The organism is Pseudorhodoferax sp. LjRoot39, assembly GCF_964253035.1.
Classification (GTDB): Bacteria; Pseudomonadota; Gammaproteobacteria; order Burkholderiales; family Burkholderiaceae_C; genus Pseudorhodoferax.
Window position 1 is genome coordinate 5,076,743 of sequence record NZ_CAXUQL020000001.1, and the last position, 14,221, is coordinate 5,090,963.

At 70.5% G+C, this 14,221-nt stretch carries 12 protein-coding genes; 3 read left to right on the plus strand and 9 right to left on the minus strand.

The genetic code is table 11. From position 1 onward, the window contains the following. Positions 1-2: 2 nt before the first annotated feature. The 3 genes from ACSQ4M_RS23645 to ACSQ4M_RS23655 are packed head-to-tail and all read right to left on the minus strand — an operon-like array spanning position 3 to position 3,465. On the minus strand, positions 3-983 hold the full coding sequence (locus ACSQ4M_RS23645) for an ABC transporter permease (protein ID WP_436191849.1): 981 nt from the start codon (positions 981-983) through the stop codon (positions 3-5). Continuing rightward, on the minus strand, positions 980-2,515 hold the full coding sequence (locus tag ACSQ4M_RS23650; RefSeq protein ID WP_436191850.1) for a sugar ABC transporter ATP-binding protein: 1,536 nt from the start codon (positions 2,513-2,515) through the stop codon (positions 980-982). The genes ACSQ4M_RS23645 and ACSQ4M_RS23650 overlap by 4 nt, the downstream gene beginning before the upstream one ends. Positions 2,516-2,517: 2 nt before the next feature. After that, entirely contained in the window at positions 2,518-3,465 is a 948-nt protein-coding gene (locus tag ACSQ4M_RS23655) for a sugar ABC transporter substrate-binding protein (protein WP_436191851.1), read from the minus strand. A 220-nt stretch (positions 3,466-3,685) separates the two neighbouring features. Here ACSQ4M_RS23655 and ACSQ4M_RS23660 point away from each other — a divergent pair, with 220 nt between their 5' ends. Further along, a complete protein-coding gene (locus ACSQ4M_RS23660) occupies positions 3,686-6,040 on the plus strand; it encodes a putative bifunctional diguanylate cyclase/phosphodiesterase (RefSeq protein ID WP_436191852.1) in 2,355 nt (784 codons plus the stop codon). Between the two features lie 26 nt (positions 6,041-6,066). On the opposite strand, the gene fahA is transcribed toward ACSQ4M_RS23660, so the two are convergent. Genes fahA through ACSQ4M_RS23690 form a run of 6 tightly spaced genes read right to left on the minus strand, consistent with a single transcriptional unit; the run spans position 6,067 to position 12,467 of the window. Further along, the gene (fahA, locus tag ACSQ4M_RS23665; RefSeq protein WP_436191853.1) at positions 6,067-7,335 is read right to left on the minus strand and encodes a fumarylacetoacetase; all 1,269 of its coding nucleotides are present in this window, start codon (positions 7,333-7,335) and stop codon (positions 6,067-6,069) included. Further along, positions 7,332-8,627 (minus strand): homogentisate 1,2-dioxygenase, encoded by a 1,296-nt coding sequence (hmgA, locus tag ACSQ4M_RS23670; protein ID WP_436191854.1) that lies wholly within the window; start codon positions 8,625-8,627, stop codon positions 7,332-7,334. Before hmgA ends, fahA begins: the two co-directional genes overlap by 4 nt. Before the next feature lie 10 nt (positions 8,628-8,637). After that, the gene (locus ACSQ4M_RS23675) at positions 8,638-9,594 is read right to left on the minus strand and encodes a Bug family tripartite tricarboxylate transporter substrate binding protein (protein WP_436191855.1); all 957 of its coding nucleotides are present in this window, start codon (positions 9,592-9,594) and stop codon (positions 8,638-8,640) included. A gap of 28 nt (positions 9,595-9,622) precedes the next feature. Further along, the gene (locus ACSQ4M_RS23680) at positions 9,623-9,826 is read right to left on the minus strand and encodes a DUF2783 domain-containing protein (protein ID WP_436191856.1); all 204 of its coding nucleotides are present in this window, start codon (positions 9,824-9,826) and stop codon (positions 9,623-9,625) included. A gap of 11 nt (positions 9,827-9,837) precedes the next feature. Continuing rightward, a complete protein-coding gene (locus ACSQ4M_RS23685; RefSeq protein ID WP_436191857.1) occupies positions 9,838-11,487 on the minus strand; it encodes an FAD-dependent oxidoreductase in 1,650 nt (549 codons plus the stop codon). A 20-nt stretch (positions 11,488-11,507) separates the two neighbouring features. Then, positions 11,508-12,467 (minus strand): MBL fold metallo-hydrolase, encoded by a 960-nt coding sequence (locus tag ACSQ4M_RS23690; protein WP_436191858.1) that lies wholly within the window; start codon positions 12,465-12,467, stop codon positions 11,508-11,510. A 105-nt stretch (positions 12,468-12,572) separates the two neighbouring features. Between ACSQ4M_RS23690 and ACSQ4M_RS23695 the strand changes: the two genes are divergently transcribed. Beyond that, positions 12,573-13,361, plus strand: coding sequence for an IclR family transcriptional regulator (locus ACSQ4M_RS23695; RefSeq protein WP_436191859.1), 789 nt, complete (start codon positions 12,573-12,575; stop codon positions 13,359-13,361). 86 nt (positions 13,362-13,447) lie between these two features. Next, positions 13,448-14,212, plus strand: a complete 765-nt coding sequence (locus tag ACSQ4M_RS23700; RefSeq protein WP_436191860.1) for a helix-turn-helix domain-containing protein — start codon at positions 13,448-13,450, stop codon at positions 14,210-14,212. Positions 14,213-14,221 lie beyond the last annotated feature (9 nt).

Here is a 14,221-nt window from a genome sequence, read left to right on the forward strand (position 1 = left end):
CCTCAGGCCCTCGCGGCGCGCCGCTGGCGCAGCGTGTCGACGATCACCGCCACCACGATCACGCAGCCCGTGATGATGCGTTTGCTGGGCTCGCTGGCGCCGACCTGGGCCAGGCCGGCCTCCAGCACCGCGATGATCAGCACGCCGATGAAGGTGGTCACCACCGAGCCGCGCCCGCCCATCAGGCTGGTGCCGCCGATGACCACGGCGGCGATCACGCGCAGCTCCATGCCCTGGCCGGCGTTCGGGTCGGCCGCCTCCATGCGCGCGGCCTGCATGAGGCCGGCCAGGCCAGCCAGCAGGCCGGTCAGCGTGAACACGGCGATGCGCACCGGCCGCGGGTCCACGCCGGCCAGGCGCATGGCCTCCTCGTTGGTGCCGATGCCCACCACGCTGCGGCCGAACACGGTGCGCGTGAGCACCAGCTGGCCGACGACCACCAACAGCACCGCGATCAGGAAGGCCACCGACACGCCGCCGAGCAGCGGCGCGGCCAGGCCGGCGATGCGATCGCCCACGTACTGCGTGCGCGAGCCGGTGACCAGGTAGGCCGAGCCGCGCACCACCTCCAGCATGCCCAGCGAGACGATGAAGGACGGCAGCCGCCAGGCCACCGACACCGAGCCCAGCACCAGGCCGCACAGCGCACCTGCGGCCAGGCCCAGCAGCGCCGCGGCCAGCGGCGTCCAGCCCCACTGCAGCACGGCCATCGCGCTGAGTGCCGCACTCAGTGCCAGCACGGAGCCGACCGACAGGTCGATGCCCGCGATGATCAGCACGAAGGTCATGCCGACCGCCATCACCGCCAGCGCCGGGATCTCGTTGACGATGGCGACGAAGGTGTCGGTGGTGAAGAAGTATTCGCTGAGGCTGCTGAACAGCGCCACCATGCCGACCAGAACGACGGCCAGCCCGAGGTAGGTGCCGAGCTGGGCGCTCAGGCCGCTGCGCGGTGCGGAGTTGGGGGAGATGGTGGCACTCATGCGCGGGCCTCTTCGGAGCGTTGTTCGCTGACACCGCTGAACGCGGCGGCCAGCAGGGATTGTTCGGTCCAGGCGCCGCGCTCGAACACCTGCACCAGGCGGCCGCCGCTCATCACGCCGATGCGGTCGCACATGGCCATCAGTTCGCGCAGGTCGCTGGAGACCATCAGCAGCGCACGGCCGTCGGCGGCCATGCGTTCGAGCTCGGCATACAGGTCGGCGCGCGCGCCGACGTCGACGCCGCGCGTGGGCTCGTCCAGCAGCAGCACCCCGCAGTCGCGGTGCAGCCAGCGCGCGAACACCACCTTCTGCTGGTTGCCGCCGGACAGCGCGGCCACCGGCTGCTCTTCGTCGCGGCAGCGCACGCGCAGCTTGCGCACCAACGCCTGCACGATGCCGCGCTCGCGGCCGCGCTGCAGCCAGCCGCCGCGCGCCACGGCGGCCAGGTCGCTCACCGTGGTGTTGACGCGGATCGGCTGCGGCAGCAGCAGGCCTTCGGACTTGCGGTCCTCGCTGACCAGGCCGATGCGCCGACGCACCGCCTGGACCGGGCTGGACCAGCGCGGCGCGGCATGGCCGTCGGCGTCCAGCAGCTCGACGCTGCCGCGCTCGGACTGGTCGGCGCCGTAGACCAGGCGCAGCAGTTCGGTACGGCCGGAACCGACCAGGCCGGCCAGGCCGAACACCTCGCCCGCGTGCAGGTCCAGGCTCACATCGCGCACGGCATGGCCACGGCCGAGGCCGCGCACGCGCAGCTTCACCGGGCCGGCCGGGCGGCGCGGGCGCTCGGCATCGTCGTCCAGTGCGCGGCCGATCATGCGTTGCACCAGATCGGCCTCGCTGACGCCGGCCATGGGCCGTTCGTCGACCAGCCGGCCGTCGCGCAGCACGGCCACGCGGTCGCAGATGCGGCGCAGCTCCTCCAGTCGGTGCGAGACGTAGACCAGCGCGACGCCCGCCGCCGCCAGCTGGGCGATCTGCGCGAACAGGCGCTCGGACTCGCGCGCGGTCAGCATCGCGGTGGGCTCGTCCAGGATCAGCACGCGCGTGTCGTCCTGCAGGTTGCGCGCGATCTCCACCATCTGCTGGTGGCCGATGCCCAGGCGCGCGACGGGCGTGTCGGGGTCGATGTCGGTCAGGCCGATGCGGGCCAGCTGGCGTTCGGCCAGCGCGCGCAGGCGCGCGCGCTGCACGAACCCAGCGCGCTGCGGCAGCCGGCCCAGCAGCAGGTTCTCGGCCACCGTCAAGGTGGACACCAGGCCCAGCTCCTGCATGACCATGCGCACGCCCGCTGCCTCGGCCTCGCGGCGCGAACGCGGCGCGAAGGGCTGGCCGCCCAGCTGCATGCTGCCGCGCGTGGGCGCGACCAGGCCGCAGACGATCTTGGACAGCGTGCTCTTGCCCGCGCCGTTCTCGCCCGTCAGCGCCAGCACCTGGCCGGCGCGCAGGTCCAGGCTCACGCCGTCCAGCACGGTGGCGGCGTAGTCCTTGCCGATGCCTTGCAGCGACAGGACGGGCGGCTCGCCGGCCATGCCTACTTGCTGTCCTTGGTCACGAGCACCACGTCGGTCTTGATCTCCGCCGGCATGCCCGCTTGCGGCGTCTTGGCGGCCAGGGCCTTGAGAGCAGTCTCGATGCCGAACACCGCCTGCTTGGCGGCGAACTGGTCGGCCGTGGCCAGCACGCGCCCGTCTTTCAGCATGGGCTTGATGGCGCTGATGTTGTCGTAGCCCACCACGGCCACCTTGCCGGTCTTGCCGGCGGCCTTTACGGCGGCGACGGCGCCCAGCGCCATCGAGTCGTTGCCCGCCAGCAGGGCTTTGAGGTCCGGGTGCTCGCGCAGCATGCTGGAGGCCACCTGGTTGCCCTTGTCGATCTCCCACTGGCCCGATTGCACGCCCACCACCGTGATGCCGGCGGCCTTCATCGCGTCCTGGTAGCCCAGCGTGCGCTGCTGCGCATTGAAGGTGGTGGACACGCCTTCGATGATGCCCACCTTGTCGCCCGCCTTGAGCGTCTTGGCCAGCGCATCGCCCACCAGCTTGGCGCCTGCGCGGTTATCCGGACCCACGAAGGGCACTTGCAGGCCCTTCTCCTTGAGCGCCGCCTCGTCCAGCCGGTTGTCGATGTTGACGACCAGCACGCCCTTGTCGGCGGCCGCCTTGATGGCCGGCACCAGGGCCTTGGAGTCGGCCGGGGCGATGACCAGGGCGTCGACCTTCTGGGCCACCATCTGCTCGACGATGCGGATCTGGGCGGCCGCGTCGGTCTCGTCCTTGATGCCGTTGGCCAACAGCGTGTACTGCTTGGCGTTGGCCTTCTGGTGGGCCTTGGCGCCTTCTTCCATGGTCAGGAAGAACTCGTTGGCCAGCGACTTCATGACCAGGGCCACCTTGGGCGGGCTCTGGGCCCACGAGGGCGCGGCGGCCAGCAGGCCGGCCAGGGCCAGCGCGGTGGAAAGGGTGCGGCGGGTCGAACGCATCGGTGTCTCCTGTTCTTGCTGCGTTGCAGAGCAGCCAATATAAAGACCGAAAAGCGCCTGCGCAAACGTTTGCGATCAGTGATTTCCCGCGCGAAAGTTACAAGAAGTTAAAGCACTGCAGCGCGCACCCTATGATGGCGCCGGCGGTATGCACCCGGTTTCTTGCCCGAAGATGGGAGTGGGATCCATGCGATGGTGGCCAGGTATGCAATGGAGGCGCATGCGCAGTTGCTGGTCGCTGCCCGACGCCACCGCGCATGTGCAGGCAGTCCTGCTGCATGGACAGTTGCGCAACCTGATGCGCGTGGTGCCCTGGTATGCCGCATCCAATGTCTACACCGCCGGCATGGTGTTCCATGCCCTGTGGCCCTTCGTGCAGGACCAGCCGTGGCGGGCCTGGCTGTTCGGCTTCCTGCTGGCCCACTTGGCCTGGGCCGGCCATGCCGTGCTGGCGTTGCGCCGCGCCGAGGCCGCGGGCGGACGCCTGCTGGACCTGCGCGACATGCACCTGTCCGCGCTGTGTTGCGCATCGAGTGCCGTCATGTGCGCCATGGGCATCTACTTCGGTGCCATGCGGGCCGAAGACGACGCCAGCCGCCTGCTGCTCAGCGCCTACACGCCGGGACTGATCGCCACCGGCGTGCTGGTGGGCATCACCACGCCGCTGCTGTCGTTCATCTGGCTGCTGGTGCTGACGGTGGTGGCCTGCCTCATGGTGGCGCAACTCGGCTACCTGGCCCAGGGCGTGACCATTGCCTTGCTGTGCTGCTATGCCTTCATCCTGTCGGTGGCGCTGCTGTTCGCGTCACGCCTGTTCGTCAAGCGCATCGAGGCCGAGCAGGCCGCCGAGCAGGAACGCCAGATCGTCGGACTGCTGCTGCGCGACTTCGAGGCCGATGCCCGCGACTGGCTGTGGGAGAGCGACCGCAGCGGCGCGCTGACGCGCGTGGGACTGCGGCTGTGCGAGGTGCTCGGGCGCGGCCAGAACGAGCTGCTCGGCCTGCCGCTGGACGGCCTGTTCACCCCCCAGCGCCTGCTGCAGGTGCGCAGCGACGCCGCCGTCGGGCCGGCTGCCCTGTGCCGATTGCTGGCGGCCGGCCAGCCGTTCAGCGGTGTGGTGCTGGAGGCGCCGGTGAACGGCGAAATGCGCAGCTGGACGCTGAGCGCCAAGCCGCTGTACGCCGCCGACGGCGCCTGGACCGGCTGGCGCGGCGTGGGCGTCGATGTATCCGACGCACGTGCCCGCGAGGCCGAGAGCAGCGTGCGCGAACAGCACCTGCATTACCTGGCGCACCACGATGCGCTCACCGGCCTGCCCAACCGGCGCGCGTTCATGGAGGAAGCAGAGCGCCAGCATGCGGACGGTGGCCGCTGGGCCGTGGCCTTGCTGGACCTGGACCATTTCAAGACCGTCAATGACAGCCTGGGCCATGCCGCTGGCGACGAGCTGCTGTGTTCGGTGGCGCGCCGGCTGCGCCAGGCCACCGGCCAAGGCGATGCGCTGGCACGCCTGGGCGGCGACGAGTTCGCGATGCTGCTGCGCGCCCTGCCCGCGCAAGGCTGCGAAAACGAGATCGAACGACGCCTGCAGGGCGTGCTGGACAGGCTGCGGGTGCAGGAGCGCATCGGCGCCTACCGCGTGGACGTGCGCGCCAGCATCGGCGCGTCCTGGACCGATGGCGCGCTGGCCGCCGGCGAGCTGCTGCGCCAGGCCGACACCGCGCTCTACGTGGCCAAGAGCCAGGGCCGCAACACCGTGCGCCTGCACGCACCGAGCATGGGCGAGCGTCTGCACGAACGCCTGGCCATGGTCAGCGATCTCTCCAGGGCCGTCGAGCGCGGCGAGTTCGACATCGAATACATGTCGCTGCGCGATGCCGGCACCTTGCGCGTGCAGGGCTACGAAGCCCTGGTGCGCTGGCGCCATCCACGCCATGGCCGCCTGTTGCCGGCCTGCTTCATCCCGGTGGCCGAGGAGTCCGGCATCGTGGTGCAGATCGGCATGTGGGTGCTGGAGCGGGCCTGCAAGGACGCCATGGCCTGGCCGTCGCACCTGCACGTCGCCGTCAACGTCTCGGCCGTACAACTGGCCTGCGCGGACTTCGTCGAAGGCGTCATGGCGGTGCTGCGCCGGCTGGGGCTGCCGCCGTCCCGGCTGGAACTGGAGGTCACCGAAACCGCGCTGACGCGCGATCCGGGCCGGGCCCGCGCGGCGCTGCAACGCCTGCGGGCCTTGGGTGTGCGCACCGCCATCGACGACTTCGGCATCGGCTATTCATCGATGGCCCAGCTGCGCGAACTGCCGTTCGACCGCATCAAGCTGGACCAGTCCTTCATCGCCGCCTTGTCACACGAACCGGCCGGCGGCATGACGCATTCCATCATTGCAGCGCTCGTGCTGCTGGCCAACACCATGCACCTGGACATCACGGCCGAAGGGGTGGAGCAGGAAGGGCAGCTCCAGCGGCTGCGTGCGCTCGGCTGCCCTTCGGTGCAAGGTTATCTGTTCGGACCGCCCGCGGGCGCCGCCAGCGTCGGCGACCGCCAGCAGGCGCTGGTCCGCACGCCGGTGTAGCGCCGGCCGCGCGCTACCGGGCCTACTCAGCCGATCACCGTGCCGCGCGCTTCGCCCAGCCCGATGCGCACCGCGCCGGCGCGCTCGCACCAGCCGCGCAGGACCAGCGTGTCGCCGTCCTCGAGGAAGCTGCGCGTCTCACCGTTGGGCAGGGTCACGGGCTGCTTGCCGCCCTGCGACAGCTCCAACAAGGAGCCCGCCTCGCCCGGTGTCGGGCCGGACAGCGTGCCCGAGCCCAGCAGGTCGCCCGGGTTCAGGTTGCAGCCGTTCACGGTGTGGTGCGCGACGAGTTGCGCGGCCGTCCAGTAGGCGGCCCGCGTGGTGTTGCCGCGCGTGAGGCGCACACCTTCCTCGCCGGCCGCACGCATCTTCGCGGTCTGCAGCCAGACTTCCAGCGTGATGTCGAGCGCACCCTCGGCGCGGTTGGCCGCGCTGTCCAGATAGGGCAAGGGCTGCGGGTCGTCCGCCGGCCGCGTGAACGGAGCGCGGAACGGCGCCAGCGCTTCCATGGTCACGATCCAGGGCGAGACCGTGGAGGCGAAGTTCTTCGACAGGAACGGGCCCAGCGGCTGGTACTCCCAGGCCTGCAGGTCGCGCGCCGACCAGTCGTTGAACAGGCCCACGCCGAACAGATGGTCCTCGGCCGCCTCGATGCCGACCGGCTCGCCCAGCGCATTGCCCTGCCCCACGAAGTAGGCCAGCTCCAGCTCGTAGTCCAGCCGCTTGCAGGGGCCGAAGCTGGGCACGGTGGCGTCCGCCGCCTTGGTCTGGCCCTGCGGTCGCTTGAAGGATGTGCCGCTGACCACGATGGAGCTGGCACGGCCGTGGTAGCCGATCGGCACCCACTTGTAGTTGGGCAGCAGCGGGTTGTCGGGGCGGAACTGCTTGCCCACCGTGGTGGCGTGGTGCACGCTGGTGTAGAAGTCCGTGTAGTCGCGCACCTCGCAGGGCACGGTGTACTCGGCCTGGGCCTGCGGCAGCAGCGCCGCGCTCCAGGCCGCCTGCTGCGCGCTGCCTTCGCGCAGGCCTTCGGACAGCTGGGCACGCAGGGCCTGGCGCGCGGCAGGCGTGGCTGCCATCAGCGCGTTCATGTCGGCGTGGTCGATGACGCCGACGGCCTTGAGGTCCAGCACCTGGTCGCCGATGGCCACGCCGATGCGGAAGGCCTGGTCGCTACCGGCACGGCGGAAGCGGCCGAACGGCAGGTTCTGGATCGGGAAGTCGCAGCCCGCCGCATTGGCGGATGCTACCCAGCTGCGCAGTGTCGGATCGTGGGTGGCGTTCAAGGAGGTCATGGTTGGAAGTGGTCTTTCAGGCCGGCCCAGCAGTCGGCGTAGGCGTGGTCCAGCGGCGCGGTGTTCAGCGCCCAGGCTGTCGGGATGAAGCGGTAGCGGCTCTCGAACATGAAGGCCAGCGTGTTGTCCAGCTTCTGCGGTTTCAGGTCCGCCGAGGAGGCCTTCTCGAAGGCTTCCTCGTCCGGCCCGTGCGGCACCATGGCATTGTGCAGGCTCGCGCCGCCGGGCTTGAAGCCGCCGGGCTTCGCGTCGTACTCGCCATAGACCAGGCCCATGAATTCGCTCATGAGGTTGCGGTGGTACCAGGGCGGGCGGAAGGTGTCCTCCATGACCAGCCAGCGCGGCGGGAAGATCACGAAGTCGCAGTTGGCCGTGCCCGGCGTGTCGCTGGGCGAGGTCAGCACCGTGAAGATCGACGGGTCCGGGTGGTCGAAGCTGATCGAGCCGATGGTCATAAAGTTCTTGGTGTCGTACTTCACGGGCGCCAGATTGCCGTGCCAGGCCACGACGTTGAACGGCGTGCCCTTGGCCGGCGCGCGCCAGAAGCGGCCGCCGAATTTCTTGATGAGCTCGTAGGGGCCGGCGGCGTCCTCGTAGGCCGCCACGGGCGCCAGGAAATCGCGCGCATTGGCCAAGCCGTTGGAGCCGATCGGACCCAGTTCGGGCAGGCGGAACTGCGCGCCGTAGTTCTCGCAGACGTAGCCGCGCGACAGACCGTCGGGCAAGGCCACCTTGAAGGCCAGGCCGCGCGGCAGCAGCGCGATCTCGCCGGGCGCGACTTCGAGCACGCCGAGTTCGGTCGTGATCCGCAGCCGCCCCTGCTGCGGCACGAGCAGCAGCTCGCCGTCGGCATTGACGAAGGAGCGCCGGCCCATGGACTTGCCGGCCACATAGACGAGCGAGCCCACGCCGGTCTGCGCATCGGCGTCGCCGTTGGCGGCCAGCGTGCGCATGCCGTCGACGAAGTCGAACTCGGCGCCGTCCAGCGGCGTCGGGTGCCAGCGCAGCGGCTCGGGTGCCAGCGCCGTGCCGGGGTCGCCGCCCGTGGTCCACAGCGGCTGCGCATAGGGCTGGTAGCGGCCGGCGACCACCGAGGGCTGGCGCCGGTACATCCAGCTGCGCCGCTGTTCATGCCGCGGCGCCGTGAACGCCGTGCCCGAGATCAGCTCGGGGTACAGGTCGCGCGGTGCGCGCTGCGGGCTGTTGCGCCCTTGCGGCAGGCTGCCGGACACGGCCTCGGTGGCGTACTCGTTGCCGAAGCCGCTCTGGTAGCGCAGCGGGTCCTGGGCCATGGTGTTCCTTTCAGTCGATCTTGATGTTGTTGGCGCGGATCACGCGGCCCCAGCGCTCGCGCTCCTGCCTGGCGTAGGCGGCCATCTGCTCGGGCGTGCCGGGCAGGCCTTCCACGCCCAGGGCCTCGAAGCGCGCCTTCACGGTCGGCGAGGCCAGCGCCTCCTGCAAGGCTTTGCTGTAGCGGGCCACGGTGGCATCGGTCGCGCCGGCGGGCACGGTCAGGCCCTGCCAGGCGTATGCCTCATACCCCGACAAGCCCTGCTCCGTCAGCGTGGGCACGTTGGGCAGGCTGGCGATGCGCTGCGCGCTGGCCACGCCGATGGCCTTGAGCTTGCCCGACAGCACGAACTGGTTGCCGCTGGCGGTGTCTACGAACATGAACGGCACCTGGCCGCCCAGCACGTCGGCGACCGCGGGCGCCGCGCCCTTGTAGGCCACGTGCGTGAGCTTCAGACCGCTCTGCTCACCGAGCAGCTCGGTGGCCAGATGGTGCGGGCTGCCGACACCGGCCGAGGCGTAGTTGACGGCGCCGTTCTGCGCCTTGGCCCAGGCCACGAATTCCTTCCAGTTGCTGGCCGGCACCTGCGGGCCGACCACCAGCACGAGCGGAAAGCGCGCCAGCAGGCCGACCGGCTTCAGATCCTTCTCGGCGCTGTAGGGCAGCTTGGGGAACAGGAAGGGGTTGACGGCCAGCGTGGCGAAGTCGGCCGTGAACAGCGTGTTCTCCAGGTCCTTGGCGCGCACCGCGTACTCGGCTGCGATGTTGGTGGCCGCGCCGGGCTTGTTGTTGACGATCACGGGCGCGCCGAGCGTCTTGGTCATGGCCTCCGCCGTGGCGCGCGCCACGGCGTCGGAGCCACCGCCGGCGGCGTAGCCGACCACCCATTCGATGGGTTTGCCCGATTGTGCGAACGCCGTGAACGAGAGGGTGGCGGCCACCAGGCCAGTGGTCAGAAAGCGCTTCATGGGTGTGTCTCCAGTGGTTGTGAAATCTTCAGGCTTCGCGTGCCGCGGCCAGGGCCTCGCGCAGCACCGGCAAGCGGCCGACCTGGTTGGCCAGCAGCAGCACCAGGCGCGCGTTGAGCGCATGGCTCTCGTCGGTCGACAGGCCCTGGTGGGCGTCGATCAGGGCTTCGTAGAAATCGTCGGGCGCGGCGAGCCGGGCGCTGGTGTCCAGGTGTTCCGTGTTGGCTTGCATGCTTGTCTCCTTCAGGCCTTGGCCAGGGCGCGGTCGTGGGCGGCGCGCAGCGCGGCGGCCGTGGGCTGGCGCCAGCGCGCGCAGACATGCTGGTCCGGGCGCAGCAGGTAGGTGGTGCCGTCCTGCGCGTCGTAGCGCGCGGCCGCCAGCGCGTGGGCTGCGTCCAGCGGCAGGCGCTCGACCTGCAGCGGCAGATCGGCCGCGGCCAACGCGCGCAGGCTGGCCTGGGCGCCCTCGCCTTCCCCGAACACCAGCGCGGCAAAGCGCGTGCTGCCGAGCCGGCGCAGCAGCCAGCCATCGCGCACGGGCGCATCGGCCGCCACGGCGCCGGGCACCATGCGGCCCGCGAAGCCTTCGGCGTCCTCGGTGTTGAGCGCCGAACCGTGCAGCGTGGCCGGCACCGAGAGCCGCCCGCTGTTGACCATGCGCCGCGCGAAGTCGTGCCGGCGCGCGAGCTGCAGCACGGCATCGCGGAACAGCCGGCTGATCTCGCTCTTGGGCGTGATGAAGTCGGTGGCGCGCGTGGAATTCAGGATGTTCTCGTCGGCCGCCATCTCGCGTTCGCGGGCATAGCTGTCAAGCAGCGCGTCGGGCGCCTGCTGGCGCAGCACGGCCGCCAGCTTCCAGGCCAGGTTCTCGGCGTCCTGCAGGCCGGAGTTGGCACCGCGCGCGCCGAAGGGCGACACGCCATGCGCGGAGTCGCCCGCGAACAGCACGCGGCCATGGCGGAAAGCGTCCATGCGCTGGCAGGCGAAGGTGTAGACACTGGCCCATTCGAGTTCCACCTCGGTGCCCTTGAAGGGCGAGGCATCCAGCAGCGCGCGCACGCGCGGCATGATGTTCTCGGGCCGCTTCTCGACCTCCGGGTCGGCGTCCCAGCCGAGCTGGAAGTCGATGCGCCAGACGCCGTCGGGCTGCATGTGCAGCAACACGCTCTGGTTGCGGTGGAAGTCCGGGTCGAACCAGAACCAGCGCTCGGCCGGGAAGTCGACCTTCATCTTCACGTCGGCGATCAGGAAGCGGTCGCGGAACACGCGGCCGTGGCTCTCCTGGCCCAGCAGTTGGCGCACGGCCGAGCGCGAGCCGTCGCAGGCGGCCACCCAGTCGGCCCGCAGCTGGTAGGGACCGTCCGGCGTCTCGATGGTCAGCAGCGCATGGTCGTCCTTCTGCGCGACGCCCGTGACCTTGTTCTGCCAGCGCACGTCGATCCCCGGCAGCGCGGCGGCGCGTTCGGCCAGGAAGCCCTCGACGTAGTACTGCTGCAGGTTCACGAAGGCCGGGCGGGCATGGCCGTCCTCGGGCAGCAGGTCGAAGCTGTAGACCTCCTCGCCGCGCAGGAACACGCGGCCGACCTTCCAGGACACGCCCTTGGCGGCCATGGCCTCGCCGCAGCCCAGGCGGTCGAAGATCTCCAGCGAGCGCTTGGAAAAGCAGATCGCGCGCGAGCCGGTGGAGAGCTTGTGGTCGTTGTCCAGCAGCACCACGGGCACCTGCTGTTGCGCCAGGTCGATGGCCAGGGCCAGGCCGACCGGGCCGGCGCCGACGATGACGACCGGATGCCGCGCGGGCGTGGCGGCGTCCTGGTCGGCGTGGCGGGCGTAGTCGAACACCAGCTTCTGAAAGTCGTGCGGGCGGTGGTCCGCCAGTTCTCGGATGTGCATGTCTCCTCTCCCTGGGCCGATCAGCCTTCGAGCGTCTTCCACATCTGCACGTCGCGCTCGGCCGTCCAGATGCGCGGGTCGGCGTATTGCGTGGCCTCGTCGAAGCAGCGCGTCACGTCAAAGGGCATGCAGTGGTCGAAGATGACCCAGTGGCCATATTTGGGCTTGAGCGCGGCGAAGGTGTCCTTGTAGACCGCGTTCAGGTCCTTGCCGGCGGCCACGCCCTTTTGCACGTTGGCGTAGACGTCGGCGATGAAGTCGCGCGTTTCCTGCAAGCCCTTGGCCACATCGGCGGGCGTCGTCAGCGCCGCGCCCCGGCCCGGCACCAGCGCCTTGGGCTGCAGCGCGGCGATGTTGTCCAGCGTCTGCGGCCAGTCCTTGAAGTAGGCATCGCCCGCGTACGGCGTGGCGCCGAACTCGACCAGGTCACCCGACAGCAGTGCCTTCTCGCCCGGCAGCCAGACCACGGTGTCGCCCTTGGTGTGGCCACGGCCCAGCTGCAGCAGCTGCACCTCGAGCTTGCCCAGCCAGACGGTCATCTTGCCGGTGAAGGTCATGGTCGGCCAGGTCATGCCGGCCGGCACCGTCTCCACGTTCTGGAACAGCCGCGGGAAACGGCCGATCTCGCTGGCCTTGTCCTGCTCGCCGCGCTCGACGATGAGGTCGTAGGTGTCCTGGCTGGCCAGGATCTGCTGGGGCTGGTAGGCGCTGGCACCCAGCACGCGCACTGCGTGGTAGTGCGTCAGCACCACGTACTTGATCGGCTTGTCAGTGACTTCGCGGATGCGGCGGATCACGTCGGCCGCCATGGCCGGCGTGGCCTGGGTGTCGGCTACCAGCACGGCGTCGTCGCCAATGATGATGCCGGTATTGGGGTCGCCCTCGGCCGTGTAAGCCCAGGCGTGCTCGGAAATCTGGCTGAAAGTGACCTTCTTCTCTTCCAGATCGGCCTGGGACGCGAACTTCTTTTCCGTGCTCATCGGGGTGTCTCCTACAGGTTGATATTTGTCATTGACAAACTGATTTGCATTATTGCCTGCGATTTGTATTTGTCAAACTCATTTGCATCCTGCAAACTCCAAGACATGGACAAGACACAGGACAAGGGCCAGCGCGCGGTGCAGTCGGCCGAGGTGGGAGCCCGCCTGCTGCTGGCCCTGGCGGCCCAACCCGGGCCCATGTCGCTCAAGGACCTGGCCGCCGCGGCCGACATGCCGCCTTCGCGGGCCCACCCCTACCTCGTGAGCTTCGCCCGGCTGGGCCTGATCGCGCAGGACGCCGGCACGGGCCACTATGCGCTGGGGCCCGCGGCGCTGCAATTGGGGCTGACGTACCTGCACCAGCTCGACCCAGTGAAGGCCGCCATGCCCGTGGCCGAGGATCTGGCGCAGCGCACGGGCTATGCCGTGGCGCTGGCGGTCTGGGGCAACTTCGGCGCCACCATCGTGCGCATGATCGATGCGCGCCAGCCGCTGCATGTGTCGATGCGCGCGGGCACCGTGATGTCGCTGCTGGGCACCGCCACGGGCCGGGCCTTCGCGGCCGTGCTGCCGGTCGAGCGCATCGAACGCACCCTGGCCGGCCCGCTGGGCGATCCGGACCAGGCCGGCCGGCCGCTTTCGCCCGCGCAGCGCGCCGAGCTGGAGACGGCCGTGGCCGAGCAGCGTGCCCACGGCGTGGCACGCGCCAACGGCCGGCCCATGCCAGGTGTCAACGCCTTCAGCGCCGCGGCGCTGGACCACGAGGGCCAGCCCGCCATCGTCATCACGGCGCTGGGCCACCAGGACCATTTCCCGGCGGACTGGGATTCGGCCGCGGCACAGGCGGTGCGCGCGGCCGCGGCCGCAATCTCGCGGCAGCTCGGCTGGCGCTGAGCGCAGTCCCCTGCCGTCCTGGAGCGCGCGGGCCATCGGCTCGATACTTGCGTGCCCGGCGGTCCATCCGTCGACCACCACGCACCGTGACTGCCACCGTCCACCTGTCGCCCAAGCTGGCGCTGACCGCGCCCAGCGGCTTCGCGCTGCACCGCAGCGGCCAGACGCACTACACGCGCGACTGGCATGCGCACGACTGCGTCATGCTGCTGTGGCCGCTGGCCGGCGGTCTGCACGCGACCTGGCAGGCAGCGGACGCGGCCACGCCGGCCGCCGCGCGCCTTGCGCGGGCCAGCGCCCTGCTGCTGCCTGCCGCCACGGCGCACCACACGCGTGCGAGCACGCCGAGCCTGCAGCATGGCGAGCTGTACCTGGCGCCGGAGTTGCTGGGCCGGCAGGCGCGCTTCGGCGCGCTGCAGCTCGACGGCGCGCTGCAGGCCTTGCTGGACGCGCTGCTGGCCCCGGCGCTGGACGCGCGCAGCGCCGCACCGCTGGTCGAGGCCATCGCGCGGCAGATCCGCTTCGGCCCGAGCCGCGCGCTGGCCGCGGAGCCGGCCCCGGCCGGGCTGGCCGAGCGCATGCTGCAGCGTTTCGCGCAGGCATTGGAGCGTGAGCAAACCTTGCTGCAGATCGATGCCATGGCCCAGAGCCTGGGCGTCTCGGTGCGCCAGCTGCAGCGCGCCTGCGAACAGGCCTTCGGCGCCTCGCCCGTGGCGCTGCGGCGGCGCCTGCTCGCGGCGCGGGCCCGCGCGCTGATGGCGCAGGGCTGCACGCTGGCCCAGGCCAGCCAGGCGCTGGGTTTCGCCTCCAGCGGCCACCTGGGCCGTCTGCTGCGCGCCATCGCGCCCTGAACGCCTGTC

What these genes read in the sequence shown, in the direction of transcription:
- ACSQ4M_RS23695 (WP_436191859.1), top strand. Translation starts at nt 12,573, where the DNA reads ATGGACAAGACACAGGACAAGGGCCAGCGCGCGGTGCAGTCGGCCGAG.
- ACSQ4M_RS23655 (WP_436191851.1), bottom strand. Translation starts at nt 3,465, where the DNA reads ATGCGTTCGACCCGCCGCACCCTTTCCACCGCGCTGGCCCTGGCCGGC.
- ACSQ4M_RS23690 (WP_436191858.1), bottom strand. Translation starts at nt 12,467, where the DNA reads ATGAGCACGGAAAAGAAGTTCGCGTCCCAGGCCGATCTGGAAGAGAAG.
- ACSQ4M_RS23675 (WP_436191855.1), bottom strand. Translation starts at nt 9,594, where the DNA reads ATGAAGCGCTTTCTGACCACTGGCCTGGTGGCCGCCACCCTCTCGTTC.
- fahA (WP_436191853.1), bottom strand. Translation starts at nt 7,335, where the DNA reads ATGACCTCCTTGAACGCCACCCACGATCCGACACTGCGCAGCTGGGTA.
- ACSQ4M_RS23645 (WP_436191849.1), bottom strand. Translation starts at nt 983, where the DNA reads ATGAGTGCCACCATCTCCCCCAACTCCGCACCGCGCAGCGGCCTGAGC.
- ACSQ4M_RS23685 (WP_436191857.1), bottom strand. Translation starts at nt 11,487, where the DNA reads ATGCACATCCGAGAACTGGCGGACCACCGCCCGCACGACTTTCAGAAG.
- ACSQ4M_RS23650 (WP_436191850.1), bottom strand. Translation starts at nt 2,515, where the DNA reads ATGGCCGGCGAGCCGCCCGTCCTGTCGCTGCAAGGCATCGGCAAGGAC.
- ACSQ4M_RS23660 (WP_436191852.1), top strand. Translation starts at nt 3,686, where the DNA reads ATGCGCAGTTGCTGGTCGCTGCCCGACGCCACCGCGCATGTGCAGGCA.
- hmgA (WP_436191854.1), bottom strand. Translation starts at nt 8,627, where the DNA reads ATGGCCCAGGACCCGCTGCGCTACCAGAGCGGCTTCGGCAACGAGTAC.
- ACSQ4M_RS23680 (WP_436191856.1), bottom strand. Translation starts at nt 9,826, where the DNA reads ATGCAAGCCAACACGGAACACCTGGACACCAGCGCCCGGCTCGCCGCG.